Here is an 18397-nt window from a genome sequence, read left to right as displayed (position 1 = left end):
TTTTTACAGGATTGTCAACCGCCTTCTGAACCTCCAAAATAAGGGATTTCAAACACTCATGACGGTGTATCAATCTCAATATTTCCGATGAGCCTGTCTGTGGTATGTGTCACCAATTGACTACGCTCCAGCATGTTGTGAGCGATGACAGAATGAGTGGAATTGGCGGTACGGACGGCAATTGCTTTTTGAGGAGAAATATTGATGATGTTATTGCGCAGCACACGGGCTGAGGCGGCCTGGTCAATAAAGATCGCCGTCGGCTGTCCAATCGATCGATTTAAATAGAAACGGTTATCTCCAATTTGTGGTGAACCATTTTTAATATACATCACCACATATAAGGATGTTTCTTCAAAGGAATTATCTTTAATTTCCAATGCCCCCGTCGTGCTGCTGTATACAGCGTAGTTTTGATAGTGCTTAAAGCGATTATGCCAAATGAAAGCCTTTGCATTTCCAGTGACACTGATCGTATACGAAGACCCAAGCTCCGGGTGTCCTTCTTGAATAAAGTGGTTGCCGTTGAGCCCAGCTTCCCCTTCCTGCACCCAGATTCCTCTGCTGAATTCTTTGAATTGATTGTGCTGGATCAGGATATTCGTTCCTCTCACCACGGCCGCATCGATAACAGAGTAGACCGTATTGTTTGAAAAGACGACACTATCCGATTGATAGATACGCAGCGAGGCGCTTCTTTTTCCGGTATTCGTTCCTGATTCAATATGGTTTCCTTCTATTAGAATACGATTCGCCATATAAACGGACACAGCCGCATCTTCAAAAAGACTAATCTTATTGCCTGTAATGTGAACGCTGTCTCCTCTCACATCAATTCCTTTTTCAAACCCCTCAATCATATTGCCAATAATCATTACATTGTTTTCCGTTTGGCCAAGTGAGACGCCTAAGCTCGTAATCCCTGCTTTTGTCACACCTCCTCCTACTGCACGAATCAAATTGTTGGCAATGATCGTTTCGGTGGAGAAGCCATAGGAGATACTGCTATCTGTATGATTGCCTTCAATGATCACACCATAGCCGTTAAAGTTATAGATGGAGCTTGCAGCACCTCCTCTGACGATGTTGTTGCGAATCTGAATATTCAGAGGCTCCTCCATATTAACGGCATTTTCTCCATAGCCTTCAATATCAATGCCCATTCTTGGCTCGACCCCATTTACTCCTGCTCTTTCCAAGAGACAATCCTCCACAATAACCCCATCACAGCCTGTAATCGAAATATTGTTGCGTCTCGAATCTGTGATGGTGCAGCCAGAAATATCAATAGATGAAGCAGGAGAGTAAGGTTCACCCTCTGTCAATAAACCATGGGGACTGACAATGATGCCGTCTCCCGTACAATTTTTTATTTGGACATGATTCACCTCCACATGTGAGGCACCTTCAATACATATCCCAAAGCCCCATTCATGGGTTCTTCGTTCAGCGGGGAGCGGCTTGTATACATGCTCATGACGATCCCCTTCAATACGCCCGCCTCGGATGGTCACATGCTGAACCTTTCCTATATAAAAGGCTGCATACCCCCATGAATCATTTGGTTTTACCTTTATCACAGCGTCTGACGCCATCTCAATGCATATATGACTTGGCACCCGTATACCCGCACCTCGAAAAGGAAAAAATGAATCACCTCTGTACACCGCATCGATTAAATACGTGCCGCTCGGCAGCCAGACATGGGAATACCCCTGTGCTTTTGTCCACTCTAAACATTCATTGAGCTTAGCTGTGCAATCCGTTTTCCCGTCAGCAATTACGCCAAAATCTAGTACATTGACAACAGGTTTTTTTAGATCAGCTTCATTCAATTCCCCCAACCTAAATCACTCCTTTTCACACATGTTCTCTCGTCATCCTATGCATGTGTCAAAGGTTTGCTTGTACATTGCTTCAAATTTTAAATAAATTCTTCAGGAATAACTTTCCGATAATTTTCACTTCAATGAATTTTTCATTTTTTTGAGTCTTTACGCCTATTGAACTAACATTTTCCTGTTTTAGAATAGTTTTATATTGACACAAGAACTATACAAGAATATCATTTTTCTCATATCTCTTTTTTTAAGAAAGGATCTATGCCATGTCTACAATTGATCACGATAAAATTGTTAAAAGTGTTCCTCAAAAAGGGTTTTTTGGACATCCTAAAGGACTTTACACACTGTTTTTCACTGAATTTTGGGAGCGTTTCTCCTATTATGGCATGCGTGCACTGCTTATTTATTATATGTACACAGAGGTGACAAAAGGCGGTCTAGGCTTTGACCAGACGACAGCCAATTCGATCATGTCTGTCTACGGTGCGCTTGTCTATATGTCAGGAGTGATTGGCGGATGGCTCGCCGACCGGGTATTTGGATCATCCAGTACGGTCTTTTATGGCGGAGTTTTCATTATGCTTGGCCACGTGATTTTGGCTTTGCCAAGCGGAGCAACAGCGCTCTTTATTAGTATGGGACTGATTATTATCGGGACAGGTCTTCTCAAGCCAAACGTTTCAAACATTGTTGGCGACCTGTATACAAAAACAGACCCGCGCAGGGACTCTGGATTTAGTATTTTCTACATGGGGATCAACATGGGTGGCTTTATTTCCCCATTAATTGTCGGAACACTCGGTCAAAAAGTGAATTTCCACCTCGGGTTCTCACTCGCTGCCGTTGGGATGCTTGTTGGACTCATTACATTTGTGGTCACAAAAAAACCGAACCTTGGTCTTGCCGGCACGTATGTGACAAATCCATTATCAGCTGCCGAACGTAAGAACTTCAAAATTTACGGTTCATTGGTTGTGATTTTGCTTGCGATTTTTGCTGTCATTGGCATTCAAACAGGCGCACTCACAATTAATCTATTCACTTGGTTTGTCAGTGCCCTTGGTGTACTCATTCCAATTGTTTATTTCATTATCATGTATTTCAGTAAAAAGACGAGCGCAGTGGAGCAATCCAGGGTTCTCGCTTATATTCCATTGTTCCTTGCTGCCGTGATGTTCTGGGCGATTCAAGAACAGGGCTCAAACATTTTAGCAACATATGCAGATCAACGAACAAACTTGAATTTCCTTGGGATGACACTAGCGTCTTCATGGTTCCAATCATTGAACCCAATCTTTATTGTGCTGCTGTCTCCAGTGTTTGCTTGGTTATGGGTCAGACTTGGGAAGAAACAGCCGTCTACCCCGATTAAATTCTCACTCGGTCTTTTGTTTGCAGGGTTATCCTTCATCATCATGATCATTCCTGCATACATGTCCGGTCCGAACACACTTGTGAGCCCATTATGGCTCGTTCTGAGCTTCTTCCTCGTCGTGATCGGAGAGCTCTGCTTATCACCAGTTGGACTGTCAGCGACAACAAAGCTGGCCCCTGCTGCCTTCTCAGCGCAAACGATGAGCCTTTGGTTCCTTTCAAATGCAATGGCACAGGCGATCAATGCGCAAGTAGTCAAACTGTTTGATAAAGTGCCGGAAACCGTTTATTTCGGTATCATCGGATTCCTTGCCATCGTTTTATGCGGTGTGATGCTATTACTGACACCAGTGATTAAGAAAGCGATGAAAGGCGTTCATTGAATCAAAAAAAGAAGCCTCCCGATTGGGTTGGCTTCTTTTTGATGGTTTAAAACTGGATCTCGTCATCTCCATGGATTTGCAGCTTCAGCGGCTCACTTTGTGCCTGATGCTTTTTCACATAGCGGTGATAGACAACATATCCAATGATCATAAGCGGTACACCGACATATAGCCCGATGCGCTGCTCTTGATCAAAGGCAAGACTGACCAATACGATGGTATTCAGTGTAATTGCAATGATCGGCAGCACAGGATAAAGAGGCGTTTTAAATTTTAAGTTTTCCAGCTTTCCGCCTGCTTTCAAGTATTTTCTACGGAAAAGCAGCTGTGATAATGTAATCGTGATCCAGCCTGTCTGGGCACTCATGCCGGCAATGGACACGATCCAGGCAAATACCGTTTTCTCTGCAAAAAACCCGGATAACAGCGAAATCCCTGTAAACAGGAACGTGAGCAGTAAGGCATTCATCGGAATACCGCGCTGATTGACGCGTCTAAACGCTTTTCCTGCCATTCCTTCCTTCGATAAGGAATACAGCATTCTCGTTGATGCATACAAGCCAGAGTTCGCAACAGATAATAAAGCAATGATAATGACAAAGTTCATGATGTCTGCCGCAAAAGGAATGCCCGTTCTCTCAAACACAGTAACAAATGGGCTTTGCAGCACACTAGCTTCCTTCCAAGGCACCATACCGGCTAAGACGAAAATCGATAAGACGAAAAAGACGAGTGTACGCCATACGGTCTGATGAATCGAGCGGGGAACGGTTTTCTCAGGGTTTTCACTTTCACCTGCCGCAATCCCGATCAGCTCTGTTCCTTGAAACGAAAAATTTACTGTTATCATCGTAACCACAACAGCGAGCAGGCCATTTGGAAACAGCCCGTCACTCACAAAATGGCTGAAGTATGGGGCGGGTTCACCGCTCGTTGTTTCAATAAACCCAAACATCGCCGCTCCGCCTACGCCAATAAAGAGTAAAATTGCAATAATCTTAATGGTGGAAAAGAAAAACTCTGACTCCCCGAACGCTTTCGCTGACCGGGCATTTAATAAGAAAAGACAGAGTCCGAATATGAGACACCAAATCCACACATCTACTTGCGGGAGCCAGCGCCTCATCAGCTGTCCTGCTGATAAGAACTCAAGGGCGACCGTTGCTGCCCAGCCGAGCCAATAAATCCAGCCGACAGCAAAACCCGCTGCCGGGCTGACAAATTTCGTCGCATACGTATGAAACGACCCCGACACAGGAAGTGCAACCGACAGCTCACCAAGACACAGCATGGTTAAATACATGATCAATCCGCCCACAATATATGAAAGAACAGCTCCGACTGGCCCTGCTTGTCCAATCGTATAGCCCGTTCCTAAGAAAAAGCCTGTCCCAATGACACCGCCAAGTGAAATCATAAATAAATGGCGGGAGGTCATCGCCCTTTTCAATTGTTCAGGCTGACTTTGTCCAACATCCACAATGATGCCCTCCTTCTTCTAAGATGCTCTGTTATCAAAACATGTCTCCATGTGATTCATTCCATTTTCAAAACAACCTACTAATTATACATCTTTTATAATAAATATGCTCCCTTCTATGGTCACTGTCTCAAAGTCTTTATTTTAGTAATGTTCGCACAACTATGTGGTGGATCTGGTCATTTGATAGGATGCGATATATCTAAAATATTGCACAAAAAAACCAGCTTGAAACTTTATCGTTGCACACTGGTTTCGTTTCATTCTTTTCGAGTCTCATTTTAGACAGTTCTTATGATCACTTTAGTCACAAGTCATTCTGCTTTTAGCAAACACACTTTGATAAATTCATCTATTTTCTGAAAGCAGCGCTTTTTAGATTCAGCGTGAAAGGCCGCAGAATATGAATTGGCGAATCCATGCTCACCCTCTACTATTGTCACGCAAAGCTTTTCCTTTTTCTCCAAAACACTCGCAATCTCCCTTGGATGAAAGGATGCTTCGATCTCCGGGAAAAATAACAGCGTTTTGCAGGCAGGCGCAAGATCGACGTCATCTCTGATCCTCGAACCATAAAATCCAATGATTCCGGTAAACAGCTGATCATTTTGACTGCATCGCCAGGCAATTGTTGCCCCCACACTAAAACCTAGCAGAAATATATCTATCGCGGCATTCTTCGTTTTTAACTCTTTTGCCAGATTCAGTACACTCTTTACCGGCTTATCAAAACCAACTTTATTCATAAAGTAGTCGTAAGCCTCATTTTCACTGACATAAGGGAAGTGCTTCGCCTGTCCCAATAAATGAGGACAATAAACCTCAAAACCAGCTGTGTCGAAATAATGGATCATACTCTTCATATGATCATTTATTCCGTATATTTCGTGTATTAAGATCATGACAGGTTTTTGTTTCGATGTATGCAAATGTTCACACTTCCCTTTTGTTTCTTAGAAGTCAATTGAATCGATTGGAAAATTTCGTTGGGATGATCATAGCATATTTTACCCGAATCGTTTATCTAACGTTCCACCAATCAAATCATCTTAATCATCTTGAACTTGTGATTGGTTTTATTCACCTTTTAACTTGGGTATAGTTCTATCGTTTGTCCGTTCGACCGTTTGAGGGCATAAAGTTGGTGAGATTCGCTCAAGCTAGTTTCAAATGCTTTACTTTTAGGTTGCTTCTCTGTAAGATCATATGTTGTAAATACCAACAAGAAAAGTGGGGAATAAAATGAAAAAAATGTTCTTTGCCATTATTTTAGGCGTTTGTGTTGCATTGATCACGGCATGTGGATCTGGTGCAAGCGACAACGCGAATAAACAATCTGGGTCTAAGGAATCAGGCGACCTTTGGAAATCCATTCAGGATAAAGGTGTATTAACCATCGGAACTGAGGGTACTTATGCTCCTTTCACCTTCCATGACAAAAAGACAGATAAATTAACTGGCTATGATGTAGAAGTCATCACAGAAGTAGCAAAACGTCTTGACTTAAAACCTGAATTCAAAGAAACACAATGGGACAGTATGTTTGCTGGACTGAATGCAAAACGTTTTGACGTGGTAGCGAACCAAGTTGGGAAAACTGGACGTGAAAATCAATACGATTTCTCTGATAAATACACAACGTCTCAAGCTATTGTTGTGACAAAATCAGATAACAACGACATCAAGAAACTATCTGATGTGAAAGGCAAAAAAGCAGCACAATCATTAACAAGTAACTACAATAAACTAGCAACAGATGCTGGCGCTAAGATTGAAGGCGTTGAAGGTCTTGCACAATCCATTCAATTGATTCAGCAAGGACGTGCTGATCTGACGTTCAATGACAAATTGGCTGTATTGAATTACTTGAAAACAAGCGGTAACAAAAACCTAAAAGTTGCATTTGAAACAGGAGATCCTCAAGAAACGTATTTCGCATTCAGAAAAGGTAGCGGCGAAGTCGTTGACAAAGTGAATGGCGCATTAAAAGAAATGAAAAAAGACGGTACACTCGCTAAGATTTCTAAGAAATGGTTTGGTGAAGATGTTACAAAATAACATCCTAGGAGTCGTCATTCCTTGGGATCTTCTTCAGCAATCTTTTTGGCCAATGGTGATGCAGGGGATTTATTATACAATTCCCCTCGCCATCATTGCCTTTATTATTGGTATTTTTATCGCGCTTGTGACAGCTCTTGCTAGAATGTCTAAAATGAAAGCCCTCAGATGGATTTTCTCCATCTATGTGTCGGCCGTTCGCGGAACGCCGCTTTTTGTGCAATTGTTTATTATTTTCTATTTCTTTCCGACATTTAATATCACACTGGATCCATATCCAAGTGCCATTATTGCTTTTTCATTAAACGTAGGTGCGTATGCGTCGGAAATTATCCGTGCATCCGTCCTGTCTGTTCCAAAAGGACAATGGGAAGCAGGTTATTCCATTGGGATGACACATCGCAAAACGCTCGTCCGCGTGATTTTACCGCAGGCTGTGCGTGTATCGATTCCACCGCTCTCTAATTCATTTATTAGTTTGGTGAAGGATACATCCCTTGCCTCCCAAATTCTCGTGGCAGAGATGTTCCGTAAATCACAGGAGATTGCTGCGGCGAACTTGGATCAGATCTTGTTTATTTATATGGAAGCAGCCCTCATCTATTGGGTATTCTGCTTCATTCTATCGCTCGTTCAGCATCAAATTGAAAAACGACTTGATCGATATGTCGCAAGGTAAGGAGGGAACGACATGCTAACAGTCAAAGGCTTAAAGAAATCCTTTGGTGAAAATGAGATTTTAAAGTCGATTGATTTTTCGATCAACAAAGGGCAGGTTGTGGCCATCCTCGGTCCATCTGGTTCAGGAAAAACAACGATGCTTCGCTGTTTAAATGCACTTGAAATACCAAATGGCGGCTCCTTTACCTTCGATGATTTCTCGATTGATTTTTCGAAAAAAAATAAATCAGCTGATCTGCTGAAGCTACGCCGGAAATCAGGAATGGTGTTTCAGGATTATCACCTGTTTCCTCACCGTACAGTGCTTGAAAATGTGATGGAAGGCCCTGTCCAAGTGCAGCGCCGTCCAAAGGAAACGGTTCGAAAAGAAGCCATTCAGCTCTTGCAAAAGGTCGGTCTGGAAGATAAAAAGGATCTGTATCCATTCCAGCTCTCAGGCGGTCAAAAGCAGCGTGTCGGGATTGCCCGTGCACTTGCCATTCAGCCAGAGCTCATGCTTTTTGATGAACCTACCTCTGCGCTTGACCCTGAGCTTGTCGGAGAAGTCTTAAAGGTCATGAAGGATCTAGCGAAGGAAGGCTGGACCATGGCGGTTGTCACACATGAAATCAAGTTTGCCCAAGAAGTAGCAGACGAAGTGATTTTTATTGATGGCGGCGTCATCGTCGAACAAGGTCCTCCAGAGGAAATCTTCAAACGACCAAAGGAAGAACGAACAAAACAATTCTTAAACCGGATTTTGAATCCAGTATGATGAAAAAAGGCTGTTCTCACGTGGTGAGAACAGCCTTTTTTTATATCTCTTTTTGCAGGCGTAGCGCCAGTAAATCTTGCAGGAGCAGTCTCGCTCCCTCTGGACTGATGACCACCCCGCCGGATAGCACCTTATTGGAGTTTGTCACTTCCCCTGTGACGATACAAGGTTTGTCCTGCCAATATGGCTTCATCACAATTTGGTCTTCTTCTCGATAAATCTCCATAAAATCTTGCGGAAGAATTTTTAGCCGTTTTCTTATATCTGTCGGAAGAACAATTCTTCCAAAGTTATCTATATATCTTACATAGTCTTGATTTAACAAATTGACCCCCTCCTGCATCTCTAGATATAGGCAATTCCCTCTCTATCAAGGAATGAAGCGCTTTAATCGGTTAGTGAAAGGATAAGTTGCAGGCTGATCCAGTGCTTAAACACGCTTTCCATATATGATATATCTGTTTGGTGCAGGACCAATGAAAGAAAAAGGATAGCATGTTGTCAGGACAAGTTCTTCCTTTTCCTGTTGTAGTGTAATAATACTTTGATCATCTTTTTTTACAATCTTTGTTTTCTCAATTTCATAGGTAAACCGACCGTATGAAAGCTCAATGACGAGTTGATCCCCTTTCACAAGTTCTCCTGTTCGTCTAAACACAGTATCACGATGCCCAGATAAAACGATTTGTCCCTGTTCATTTGGTAAATTGCTCTCATGATAATGACCAACACCCTTTGCCAAGTCCTCTGCTTCTGTTCCTTCTACAATTGGTAACTCAGCGTTTAACTTTGGAATGTGTAAGAGTCCAATGGTTTCACCAGCCTTTGGAACAAAAGGGGAATCCGTTTCCCCCTTTTGCTGAATGGCTGCTTGTGCAGACTGGAAAGATTGATCTACTTGCCTTTGTCCATCAACGATCCTTATATATCCTATGATCACAAGACAAATACCTGCTGTAATCAATAGAGTTGAGATGATTTTTTGAACCATGGACGATTATCCGTTTCTTTTTCTTCTTTTCCATACAATAAGGGATGCACCTATTAATACAAGGGCAAATCCTGCTAGTAAAAGGTTGTACATTGCTGTTGCAGTATTCGGAAGATGATGACCAGGTGTATCCTGTTGTGGCTCAGAAGGTTGATCTGGATTTGCTGGGACTTCTGGCACATTTGGTGGTTCTACTGTCGTTGAGTTTTCAGGTTTGTCTGGCTCATCTACATTCTCACCCTTCACGACTCCGATATTTTGAATGGTTTTCCCTTCAGATCCTTTGGCAGCCTTCGCTTCAAAGGTCACTGTATGCCAGTCCGTATCTTTGATATCGCCAAATTGACCGGTGACTGTGCCTTTTGTGTAATCTCCGTTATCGTCATCTTTTGCATCTGTGGCAGCTTGTCCATCTACTTTTAACGACCCTTCAACATATTCAAGACCTTCTGGCAGTTTATCTGTGATCACTAGATCTTTGATGATACTGTCTTCTAAACTATTTTTTGTTTTGATGGTGTAAAGAAGGGTGTCGCCTACTTGTACTTCTTTTTCATCGGTATTGCCTTCTGCTTTTTGAGAGATTTCTGATGTTTTTTCTGATTCAAGCTTTGGATCTCTTGGATCAATGTGTGTTTCGGTTGTTGGTTCGTCTGGCGGTGTATTATCGCCTGTTACTTTGGCTGTGTTTTGAATGCTTTTACCTGATTGGCCTTTAGCGACCTTCGCTTCAAAGGTCACTGTATGCCAGTCCGTATCTTTGATATCGCCAAATTGACCGGTCACCGTACCTTTTGTGTAGTCTCCCTTGTCGTCATCTTTTGCATCTGTGACGGCTTGTCCATCTACTTTTAATGATCCTTCGACGTATTCAAGACCTTCTGGCAGTTCATCGAAAATCACAAGATTGTTGACGATGCTGTCTTCTTCAAGATTCTTTGTTTTGATTGTATAAAGAAGGGTATCGCCTACCTGTGGTGTCTTTTTATCTTTGTTGCCTTCTGCCTTTTTCTGAATACTTGCAGCCTTTTCAGATGCTAGTTTTGGTTCACGAGGATAAATTTCTGTTTTCGTTGTTGGATCATCTGGCGGCGTGTTTTCGCCAGTTACTTCAGCTGTGTTTTGAATGTCTTGACCAGCCTGTCCCTTTTCAACTGTCACTTCAAACGTCACAGTATGCCAGTCCGTGTCCTTCACATCACCAAAAGAACCTGTAACCTTTCCATCTGTGTAGTCACCGCTATCGTCGTCTTTCACATCTGTGACAGATTCCCCATCAATTTGAAGGGACCCGGTGACATACTTCAACCCTTTTGGTAATTGATCTGAAATCACTAGATTTTCAACAAGACTGTCTTCTACCGTGTTTTTTGTTTTAATTGTATAAAGCAGGGTATCGCCTACTTCTGGGTGTTTCTCATCTTTGTTACCTTCTGCTTTTTTCTGCAAAACCGCTGATTTTTCTGATTCAAGCTTTGGATCACGCGGATAGATTTCTGTTTTTGTTGTCGGCTTATCTGGCGGTGTGTTGCCGCCTGTGACATTGGCTGTATTTTGAATGTCTTTGCCTGATTGTCCTTTTTCAACCGTCACTTCAAACGTCACGGTATGCCAATCTGTATCCTTAATGTCGCCAAATTGTCCTGAGATGGTTCCGTTTGTAAAGTCTCCGTTATCGTCATCCTTTGCGTCTGTGACTGCATCTCCATTCACCTGAAGTGAATTCGGTACATATGCCAACCCTTCCGGCAGTTCATCTGAGATCACTAAGTTTTCAACGAGACTGTCTTCTATCGTATTCTTTGTTTTAATTGTATAAAGCAGGGTATCGCCTACTTCTGGATGCTTCTCATCTGTGTTACCTTCTGCTTTTTTCTGTAAAACTGCTGATTTTTCAGAAGTCAGCTTTGGGTTACGCGGATAGATTTCTGTTTTTGTTGTCGGCTCGTCTGGCGGTGTGTTGCCGCTTGTGACATTAGCTGTATTTTGAATATCTTTGCCTGCCTGACCTTTTTCAACTGTGACTTCAAACGTCACGGTATGCCATTTCGCATCTTTCACTTCACCGAACGTTCCAGTGACAGTTCCGTCTGTCATATCCCCGTTGTCATCATCTTTTACATCTGTGACTGGATTTCCATCTACCTGAAGTGAATTTGGTACATATGATAACCCTTGAGGTAACTTGTCAGAAATCACAAGATCTTCAATCACACTATCTTCAACAGCGTTACGGGCTTGAATGGTATACAGTAATGTGTCGCCTACTTCTGGATGCTTCTCATCTGTGTTACCTTCTGCTTTTTTCTGTAAGACCGCTGATTTTTTTGATTCAAGCTTTGGGTCACGCGGGTAAATTTCTATGTTTGTTGTTGGTTCATCCGGAGGTGCGTTTTCCCCTTTGACATTCGCGGTATTTTGAATATCTTTGCCTGCCTGACCTTTGCCTACCGTCGCTTCAAATGTCACTGTGTGCCAATCGGTATCTTTCACGTCACCTATTTGACCTGAAACAGTGCCGTTTGTATAATCACCTTTGTCTTGATCTTTTGCATCTGTTACGCTCGTTCCATCCACCTTAAGAGACCCTGAAACATACGTTAAGCTGCTTGGCAGCTTATCTGATATAATCAGATTTTTGACAATACCATATTGCACAGTATTTTTTGCTTTAATAGTATAAAGTAACGTGTCGCCTACTTCTGGATGCTTCTCATCTGTGTTGCCCTCTGCTTTTTTCTGTAAGACAACTGATTTTTCTGATTCAAGCTCTGGAGGATATGGATCAAATTCTGGCTTTACTCGTGAAGCTAAGTCGTAAGATAATGAATCACCTACAGTGCCCATATATGTTGTACTTAAAGTTTTCGCATCAAGTGTAAAAAGAGTTGAATGGCCAATGGAGTCATTTAACCCTGACTGTAATAGCATTTGTCCATTGGGCAAAAAGCTAATCCCCCGAACGCCTCCGTCAATCGTTTTACCATCTGCATTTTTAATCGGAATGACACGAATGACTTCTGCTGTATCAGGGTTCATTTGCGCAATGGCCCCACTGCCATTTGATGCGAACCAAAGATAGCCGTCCTTATCAACGACAAGATCTCCGCCAACGCCAGACCCGATGTCATATCCGACAATTTTTTTAGACGATTTTTGACCCGTAGCTAAATCGTATGTTCCAAGGAAATACTCACCATTAGAAGCATAAGAATAGATATATTTATCTTGATACACAACGGCATTAGAAGCACCTTCTGGTAATTGGGTTACGCTCTCTGCTTGCCCTGATGTCGCATTTATTTTATATAGAGTAGGGGTCGTGCTATTTGCAGTTGCATACACAACATTTTCTCGATCACTTACAGCAACACCATTCACTGCACCCATATCGATTCCTTTCACCTCTACACTAGCTTTTACATTTGTTGGATTATTTCCATCGAGCTGCTGAAGAACCAGTGGCCTACTCCCAATAATATAAGAATCCGTGTTATTGACAACAACCGTCCCAGCGGCTTTCGTAACAGCTGGTGAGACCGTTAATAGATTTCCAACGATCAGCACCAATATAAGAAATAATTGACTCGTTCTTTTTAATAAGTTCATTCTTTGACCTCCCCTTTTTCTCGCTTCATATCGTAATGGTATGTACCAGTTCACCTCCCACACTTTGGTAAAGAATATCAGTAACATTTCAAATGCCTCAACATGACTAAATGACTATTTTCGACAAAAATAGTCATTTAGTAACATACACTTCTCGACGTTTGATTCTCCTATGTTTTTTCCAATAAAATGACCTTTTTTATCGTATACCTCCGCATTTCCCTTTTCCTCCAAACAGGTCTAATGACATGATTTATATACAATCTCTTCTATTTAAAGATAATTATTCTTTAATTGGTGCAGATTATTTTTTTGGGAAAATATATTGAATTATTTTCTTTTTCTCTTAAAATGCGGAAATTAATGGCTTCTTTTGCTAAAAAAAACAATCCGAAAGTCTTGCTGCCTGTTTTGATGTTTTGACCCTTACAATTCGACAAAATTCTTTTTTTGAAGTAAGCGATTACAATTGAGCAAAGCCATTTAAAGGGGAGTGAGAGTATGTTACGATGGAAATCGAGTGTTTAAGAAAGAAGGGAAAGCTTTTGAAGCGGGAACATCTTTTACGTTGGTTTTTTTATTTTGTTGGATTGATCGTATTAGCTTTTGGACTATCGCTGACAGTGAAAGGAAAGATTCTTGGGATTGGTCCTTGGGACGCTTTCCACTACGGACTGTTTCAGCATTTTGGACTCACAATTGGACAATGGTCCATTATCATTGGTGCACTCATTGTGACACTGACTTCTATTTTTACGAAATCATTTCCAAAGATCGGCGCTTTACTGAATATGGTGCTGATTGGCGTGTTTATTGATTTCTTTAATGCGATATTACCTGCGCCACACGGTTATTTTCCGGCCTTATATATATTTATTACAGGTGTTGTTGTTTCTGGATATGGCGTTGGCATTTATGTTTCAGCCAATCTTGGCGCTGGGCCACGGGACTCATTAATGCTGCTCATCTCAGCGAAAACGGGGCTGAACGTACAGTGGGTTCGAAATGGCATTGAGTTAACAGTGCTTTTATTTGCATGGATGCTCGGTGGACCGATTGGCGTTGGAACGATTTTGACTGCGATCTTCACAGGTCTTGTCCTTCGTTTCTCCTTGCCGCAATCAACACGGCTCCTGCAGCTGCTCATTACAAAAACAGCAGAAAAACCTGTTCAAACCCTTACAAGATGAAAGCAAGCCATTCTATAATTAGAATGGCTTTTCTTGTGCTAAAATAAATAAACAGAATATTCACATACTGGAGATGAGACCTATGCAGCTTTTCCACTATCATTACTGGACACCATTTGTTGAAGAGACAGAACAAACATGTCGTTCGCTAGGCTTTGAGGTTAAAGGCCGTTTCACAAAGGATGGCTCCTATCATCCCCCGCTGACATGGGATGATTTTAGAGAAGAGCAGCCGACTTTTCGAATCATCGAAATGAGAAAAGGACAGATCAATATCACATTTGGCTATAGCAAAAAAGTCCTTTTTGATCACATCGGCTTTCTTGTCTCAGACGAAAAATATGATCAACTGCTTGCACAAGCTAAAGAACTAAACTGGCCAATCCAAGCTGGGGAACGGAGAACGTTTCTTACGACACCTCTTCGTTTAAGGCTTGAATTACAGCGCCTTACAGATGTCATTGAAACTGGAACCGATGCGCTGCATGCTATGACAATTGCTGTTCCTGATTTGTCACAGACACCTAAAGTCGATCAGCTGCTATCACCTTTGCATCAGCCCATTCACTGGCAAAAAGGAGAACGGCTTTCCCTGCTTGACGTGATCATGACGGATGTTGATGGAGTTGATACAACTGATCCGAATGGTGTTCACATCGTAAATCGTTAATGGACCCTTTTGCACGCCGCTCTCCAATGGTACAATCAATGTAAAAAATTAGAGGTTTGTTATGAAGATATTTGCTATCCAATTACAACACTTAGATGAAATCAATGAACGACAACAAATAGATCGTCTGAAACCCTTTGTTTCAGCTGAAAAGCGTGCTGCCGCTGAACGCTTTCGTTTTTTGATCGACGCAAGAAGGACCTTGTTAGGTGAAGTGCTGGTTCGTCAAACGATCCATGATATGTACGAGCTGCCTATGGACGAGATCGTTTTTGAAACAGAGGGCAATGGCAAACCTGTCGTCCGGCAGCTTCCTTCTTTTCATTTTAATCTTTCTCACTCTGGCGATTGGGTCGTTTGCGCAGTAGATGATGCACCTGTGGGCATTGATATTGAGGAAATCAAGCCTATTGATCTGGCGATTGCCAAACGATTTTTTTCAGCGGATGAGTATCAGGATTTACTCTCACAGCCGGCAGAACGGCAGGAAGCCTATTTCTTTCATCTTTGGTCAATGAAGGAGGCCTTTATCAAGCTGACTGGAAAAGGATTATCCTATGGGCTTTCGTCCTTTACAGCCCGTCTGTCAGAGGATGGACAGGCTGCGTTGACATTACCTGATCATGAAGCGCCTTGCTTTGTTCAAACATACTCACTTGACCCTGCCTACCAAATGGCGGTATGCACACGAAAACCTGCTGCGACTGAAAGCGTTGAGAGTCTCACTTGCAGCGATGTACTGTCCCGCCTTTAATAACGCGTGCTTTGCTGAAATACCGTCTTTAATAGATCGACTCCGCGTGTGATCTGCTCTTCTTTCACCTGCCAAATGTTCAGCTGAAGAATGGGGTCCTTTTGATAGGCCGACAGGTAATAACGGTCAATTGGCTGAATGGAAACAGATGCCTTTTTCAGCTGCTGAATAATCTGGTTCATGGGAATCGACCGGTCGACACGTAAATGTGTATGGGTAGCCGGCTCCTGTTCTCCCAGCTGATAAGCGCTCTGATCATTTTTTAAACTTGCCACGAGCTGCTTGGAGCGGTTTCGATAGGTCGCCCGCATCCTGTCTCTATGCCGCTCAAACATCCCGCTTTTTAAATATATTTCTAAGGCTGCCTGGGACAGCATGGAGCTGTCGATATCAATCAGCCGTTTGTGTTCGCTAAAAGGCCGAATCAGTTCTTCAGGTAAGACGACCGCTCCTGTTCGCAGCCCCGGAAAAATGATTTTAGAAAAGCTTTTCAAATAAATGACCTTTCCAGCCTGATCGTACGAGTAGATCGGGTCTCTTTTTGTGTCGAATTCTAAATCTGCTATATAATCATCCTCAACAATGTAGACATCATATTTCTCAGCAAGGGCTGCAATCGCTCTTTTTTCTCGTTTTGATAAACTCGTTCCAAGCGGGTTTTGAAATCTTGGCATCGTATAGAAAAAACGAATCTCCTCTTCTCGAAAGATATGCTCTAATTCGATAAGATCGATCCCTTTTTCCGTCCGCTGAATTCCGCGCACAGGCAATTGATTTTTCTCTAAATATTGGAGATATAAGTGATAACCCGGCTGTTCGACTAGTATGGTTTGTTTTCCATTCGGAAAAGGAATGGTGCTTAAAATGGATAAAGCGAGCTGAATACCAGAGGTCATGACGATCTGTTCTGGATGAGCAAACACTTGATAATCCATTAATCGCTTTGAAATGACTGGCAGCAGCGATGGTAAGCCGTTGGCTGTGCCGTAAATAAATAAGTCATTTTGATATAAATCGATCGCTTGGTTGATGCAGTGCTGGAAATCGACATATGGAAACACAACGGGATCAGGTGCAGATGAAGCAAAATCAATCCATGTGCCGTCCTGCTTGCCTGCTCGCTGCTTCGTTTTCACGACATAATAACCGCTTCTTTCTACAGAATATAGCAGATGTTCACGCTCCAATGTATCCAGCGCCTTGATGACAGTGCTTTTACTCACTACATATTGAGCCGCTAAGTGGCGAATGGATGGAATTTTCATCCCAGCACTGTACTCACCAGAATCCATTTTTTCTTTTAAGCTCAAGACAAGCTGATCATATTTCCTCACACCTTTTCCTCCTTGTACCGGTACAGATATCATGTTCTCTTATTGTACACGTTAGATGATCCGATTACGATAGAAGAACAGAACCGGTCAATTCATTTGAAGCATGCATGCTCATGTAAGGAGTCACGTTATGAATATGTCAAAACAAAAAGCGTATGCTGCTGCGATCGCATACGCCTCTATCATTGGCTTTTCCTTTTTGTTTGTCAAAATAGCATTAGAATCAGCAAACCCAATCGATTTATTGGCACACCGCTTTACCGTTTCTTTTGCTGCCGCTCTATTGCTGTATCCGTTTCTACGAAAAAAGTATCGCATATCCATTCAATGGCGTGATCTCATTTATATCGTACCGTTTTCCTTGCTTTATCCTGTTTTGTTCTTTGCTTTTCAAGTGTGGGGATTGATGTATACATCTTCTTCAGAGGCTGGCATCATTCAAGCGACGATTCCCATTCTGACGATGCTGCTGGCAGCCTGGTTTTTAAAGGAACGTGCGACATGGATACAAGTGCTGTTTACCTTTCTTTCTGTGTGCGGGGTGATGCTTCTCTTTGTCATGAAGGGAATTGATGTCAAGCATTCTCACTTCATCGGCTATGTGCTGATTTTACTTTCAGCCCTGTCATCCAGTGCATATAGTGTTTTTGCCAGAGTGATTACAAAACGATTCCATGTGATTGAACTCACCTTTGTGATGACCTTCTTTGGCTTTGTCTTTTTCAATGCCGCCGCGCTTATCCGGCATTCGATCAATGGGTCATTGCCGGAGTTTTTCAGTCCATTTACACAAGTATCCTTTGTATGGTCAATGCTCTTTTTAGGCATTGTTTCATCGCTTCTCACGGCATATTTATCAAATTATGCACTCTCTCAGCTTGAAGCGGCAAAGGTCAGCATCTTTAACAATTTATCCGCGTTTATCACGGTCGCCGCCGGGGTTCTCATTTTACACGAAACGATTGATTGGTATCATCTCCTCGGAGGGGTGCTGGTCATTGGCGGGGTGATTGGCGGGAATGTGGTGAAGAAACAGCATTCATAAGTAAAAGCGGCCTCATTAAAGAGGGCCGCTTTCTTTTTAATGTCTAATCAATTGTTGATTGTCTTGTATAAGCATCTTTTTTCGTCCAAATTAAATATCATATTTAATATAATAAGTAATTTCACCTTGTATTTCATAGCTAGTTACTCAAGTAATGTCATTATCAATATAAAAAATACGATTTAGGAGCTATTAATTCTCGAGTAATTTTACTACCCTTTCTCATTCCA

General features: G+C 42.2%; 15 protein-coding genes. 8 read left to right on the top strand and 7 right to left on the bottom strand.

Annotated elements, in window-relative coordinates; all coding sequences use genetic code 11:
- Positions 1-56: 56 nt before the first annotated feature.
- A complete protein-coding gene (locus NST65_RS02070) occupies positions 57-1844 on the bottom strand; it encodes a right-handed parallel beta-helix repeat-containing protein (protein WP_111927533.1) in 1788 nt (595 codons plus the stop codon).
- A 263-nt stretch (positions 1845-2107) separates the two neighbouring features.
- Here NST65_RS02070 and NST65_RS02065 point away from each other — a divergent pair, with 263 nt between their 5' ends.
- A complete protein-coding gene (locus tag NST65_RS02065) occupies positions 2108-3601 on the top strand; it encodes a peptide MFS transporter (protein WP_065215321.1) in 1494 nt (497 codons plus the stop codon).
- A gap of 46 nt (positions 3602-3647) precedes the next feature.
- On the opposite strand, the gene NST65_RS02060 is transcribed toward NST65_RS02065, so the two are convergent.
- Both NST65_RS02060 and NST65_RS02055 read right to left on the bottom strand, forming a co-directional pair.
- Positions 3648-5039, bottom strand: a complete 1392-nt coding sequence (locus NST65_RS02060; RefSeq protein ID WP_258521795.1) for an amino acid permease — start codon at positions 5037-5039, stop codon at positions 3648-3650.
- A 356-nt stretch (positions 5040-5395) separates the two neighbouring features.
- Positions 5396-6010, bottom strand: a complete 615-nt coding sequence (locus NST65_RS02055; RefSeq protein ID WP_111927535.1) for a dienelactone hydrolase family protein — start codon at positions 6008-6010, stop codon at positions 5396-5398.
- 313 nt (positions 6011-6323) lie between these two features.
- Between NST65_RS02055 and tcyA the strand changes: the two genes are divergently transcribed.
- The 3 genes from tcyA to NST65_RS02040 are packed head-to-tail and all read left to right on the top strand — an operon-like array spanning position 6324 to position 8574.
- Positions 6324-7139, top strand: a complete 816-nt coding sequence (tcyA, locus tag NST65_RS02050) for a cystine ABC transporter substrate-binding lipoprotein TcyA (RefSeq protein ID WP_024424285.1) — start codon at positions 6324-6326, stop codon at positions 7137-7139.
- Positions 7126-7818 (top strand): amino acid ABC transporter permease, encoded by a 693-nt coding sequence (locus tag NST65_RS02045; RefSeq protein ID WP_024427294.1) that lies wholly within the window; start codon positions 7126-7128, stop codon positions 7816-7818. The genes tcyA and NST65_RS02045 overlap by 14 nt, the downstream gene beginning before the upstream one ends.
- A gap of 12 nt (positions 7819-7830) precedes the next feature.
- Positions 7831-8574 (top strand): amino acid ABC transporter ATP-binding protein, encoded by a 744-nt coding sequence (locus NST65_RS02040; protein ID WP_024424287.1) that lies wholly within the window; start codon positions 7831-7833, stop codon positions 8572-8574.
- Positions 8575-8614: 40 nt separating this feature from the next.
- On the opposite strand, the gene NST65_RS02035 is transcribed toward NST65_RS02040, so the two are convergent.
- From NST65_RS02035 to NST65_RS02025, 3 genes are all read right to left on the bottom strand, one after another.
- Positions 8615-8899, bottom strand: coding sequence for an AbrB/MazE/SpoVT family DNA-binding domain-containing protein (locus NST65_RS02035; RefSeq protein WP_034283768.1), 285 nt, complete (start codon positions 8897-8899; stop codon positions 8615-8617).
- A gap of 105 nt (positions 8900-9004) precedes the next feature.
- The gene (locus NST65_RS02030) at positions 9005-9565 is read right to left on the bottom strand and encodes a class D sortase (RefSeq protein ID WP_034283766.1); all 561 of its coding nucleotides are present in this window, start codon (positions 9563-9565) and stop codon (positions 9005-9007) included.
- Positions 9566-9571: 6 nt separating this feature from the next.
- Positions 9572-13174, bottom strand: a complete 3603-nt coding sequence (locus NST65_RS02025; protein ID WP_111927536.1) for an isopeptide-forming domain-containing fimbrial protein — start codon at positions 13172-13174, stop codon at positions 9572-9574.
- 545 nt (positions 13175-13719) lie between these two features.
- On the opposite strand from NST65_RS02025, the gene NST65_RS02020 reads away from it, so the two are divergent.
- The 3 genes from NST65_RS02020 to NST65_RS02010 all read left to right on the top strand — a co-directional run bounded on the left by NST65_RS02020 (position 13720) and on the right by NST65_RS02010 (position 15788).
- A complete protein-coding gene (locus tag NST65_RS02020) occupies positions 13720-14364 on the top strand; it encodes a YitT family protein (protein WP_111927614.1) in 645 nt (214 codons plus the stop codon).
- Between the two features lie 82 nt (positions 14365-14446).
- Positions 14447-15034 carry a hypothetical protein gene (locus tag NST65_RS02015; protein WP_111927537.1) on the top strand — a complete coding sequence of 196 codons (588 nt, stop codon included), beginning with the start codon at positions 14447-14449 and terminating at the stop codon, positions 15032-15034.
- Positions 15035-15095: 61 nt separating this feature from the next.
- Complete coding sequence (locus NST65_RS02010; RefSeq protein WP_111927538.1) at positions 15096-15788, top strand: 4'-phosphopantetheinyl transferase superfamily protein; 693 nt, start codon at positions 15096-15098, stop codon at positions 15786-15788.
- On the opposite strand, the gene NST65_RS02005 is transcribed toward NST65_RS02010, so the two are convergent.
- Entirely contained in the window at positions 15785-17122 is a 1338-nt protein-coding gene (locus tag NST65_RS02005) for a PLP-dependent aminotransferase family protein (protein ID WP_111927539.1), read from the bottom strand. The two genes, NST65_RS02010 and NST65_RS02005, sit on opposite strands and share 4 nt — an antisense overlap.
- A gap of 130 nt (positions 17123-17252) precedes the next feature.
- Here NST65_RS02005 and NST65_RS02000 point away from each other — a divergent pair, with 130 nt between their 5' ends.
- On the top strand, positions 17253-18167 hold the full coding sequence (locus tag NST65_RS02000; protein ID WP_065215325.1) for a DMT family transporter: 915 nt from the start codon (positions 17253-17255) through the stop codon (positions 18165-18167).
- The last annotated feature ends 230 nt before the right edge of the window (positions 18168-18397 follow it).

Origin of the sequence: Bacillus sp. FSL P4-0248, assembly GCF_038593305.1 — a bacterium.
In the GTDB taxonomy this organism is placed as follows: Bacteria; Bacillota; Bacilli; order Bacillales; family Bacillaceae; genus Bacillus; species Bacillus safensis.
This window is presented reverse-complemented; position numbering and strand designations above follow the sequence as displayed.

What these genes read in the sequence shown, in the direction of transcription:
- NST65_RS02015 (WP_111927537.1), top strand. Translation starts at nt 14,447, where the DNA reads ATGCAGCTTTTCCACTATCATTACTGGACACCATTTGTTGAAGAGACA.
- NST65_RS02000 (WP_065215325.1), top strand. Translation starts at nt 17,253, where the DNA reads ATGAATATGTCAAAACAAAAAGCGTATGCTGCTGCGATCGCATACGCC.
- NST65_RS02045 (WP_024427294.1), top strand. Translation starts at nt 7,126, where the DNA reads ATGTTACAAAATAACATCCTAGGAGTCGTCATTCCTTGGGATCTTCTT.
- NST65_RS02010 (WP_111927538.1), top strand. Translation starts at nt 15,096, where the DNA reads ATGAAGATATTTGCTATCCAATTACAACACTTAGATGAAATCAATGAA.
- NST65_RS02065 (WP_065215321.1), top strand. Translation starts at nt 2,108, where the DNA reads ATGTCTACAATTGATCACGATAAAATTGTTAAAAGTGTTCCTCAAAAA.
- tcyA (WP_024424285.1), top strand. Translation starts at nt 6,324, where the DNA reads ATGAAAAAAATGTTCTTTGCCATTATTTTAGGCGTTTGTGTTGCATTG.
- NST65_RS02025 (WP_111927536.1), bottom strand. Translation starts at nt 13,174, where the DNA reads ATGAACTTATTAAAAAGAACGAGTCAATTATTTCTTATATTGGTGCTG.
- NST65_RS02030 (WP_034283766.1), bottom strand. Translation starts at nt 9,565, where the DNA reads ATGGTTCAAAAAATCATCTCAACTCTATTGATTACAGCAGGTATTTGT.
- NST65_RS02040 (WP_024424287.1), top strand. Translation starts at nt 7,831, where the DNA reads ATGCTAACAGTCAAAGGCTTAAAGAAATCCTTTGGTGAAAATGAGATT.
- NST65_RS02060 (WP_258521795.1), bottom strand. Translation starts at nt 5,039, where the DNA reads ATGACCTCCCGCCATTTATTTATGATTTCACTTGGCGGTGTCATTGGG.